The 1,225-nt window shown below is 75.5% G+C and carries 1 protein-coding gene and 1 pseudogene; one reads left to right on the plus strand and one right to left on the minus strand.

The features are described from left to right. A pseudogene (locus GSF22_RS33650) lies at positions 1–839 on the plus strand (hypothetical protein); the annotation flags it as partial. A gap of 73 nt (positions 840–912) precedes the next feature. On the opposite strand, the gene GSF22_RS33655 reads toward GSF22_RS33650, so the two are convergent. Beyond that, positions 913–1,225: hypothetical protein (locus tag GSF22_RS33655; RefSeq protein ID WP_439957843.1), on the minus strand; the 313-nt coding region annotated here is incomplete at its 5' end.

Consider the following 1,225-nt stretch of genomic DNA (forward strand, 5'->3'; position numbering starts at 1 on the left):
ATGTCGCCCCGACCCCGGGCGTGCCGGTGGTCCCCGGCCCGGACGCGGCGACCACCGTGCCCGTCGTCCGGCAGCGCTGGCGCTGGTGGATCCCGGCACTGGCCACCGCCCTCGCGGCGACCGTGGGCATGAGTACCGCGATGGCGGTCACCTGGGAGCAGACCGCCCCGTCCGCAGACCCGCCGGCCGTACCGGCGGACCTCCCCGGTTCGGCCGGACCCGCCGCCACGCCGACCGGCGTGAACTGGCGACCGCCCGGGCACGGGCCGAACGGGGAGCACGACGTGCTGCCACCGCCACCGCCCGGCGTGCCGCCACCGCCCTTCGCCTGCGTCCGGCCCAGCCACGCGGGTCGGCTGGTCCCCGCCGGCCCGCAGCCCCCCGGTGAGCGGTACCGGCCGCCGGCCGGCTGGACCTGGTACCGGGACCGCAGCGGCTTCCGGATCGTCGTACCGGTCGGCTGGTGGCAGTTCCAGGAAGAGGGCGTGACCTGCTTCCAGGATCCCCGGCACAGCAGGGCGTTGAGCATCGACCCGCGTGTCCCCCGGACGGGCGATCCGCTCGCCGCGCTGAAGGCCGCCGAGCAGTGGGCCCTCGGTGAGGGGGCCCTGATCCAGTACGAACCGATCCGGCTGACCGCCACCCGTGAGCCGCCGGGGGCGGCGTGGGAGTGCCGCTGGACCGTCCCGTACGGCGAACGGATGCACAGCGTGCAACTGGCGGTCAGCGGGAAGGGGAGCGGCTCGTACCGGCTCGGCTGGACCACCGGTGAGGCGTACTGGGCCGAGGCCCACTCCGAACTGGCCACGGTTCTCGCCAGTTACCGGCCACCGGCCTGAGGATCGCCGGGGCGCTGCGCCGGTAGCCGGGACGCTGCGCCGGTAGCCGGGACGCGCCGACGGGGGGACCGGCTCAGGGCTGTCCGGAGAGCTTCTCGATGATCTGCCCGCACACCAGTACCAGGGTCCACAGCCCGCCGACACCGAGCGCAATGGTCGCGCAGACCCGGTCGGTAGCCGTCTGACGGGCCCCACGGAGCAGCGCGACGATCGCGATGACCAGCCCCAGCGGTCCGAAGCAGAACGACGCGACGAGAGCGGCGACACCGACACCCGTACCGGGGATGCCCGGCCCCGCCCCGGCCCACGATGTCCCCCGGTGGGGTGGCGCGCTGGACGGGTACCCGCCCGGGCCGGAGGGGGCCGGTCGCTGCCATGGCCGCGAT

Source organism: Micromonospora echinofusca, from assembly GCF_017614955.1.
Classification (GTDB): Bacteria; Actinomycetota; Actinomycetes; order Mycobacteriales; family Micromonosporaceae; genus Micromonospora; species Micromonospora echinofusca_A.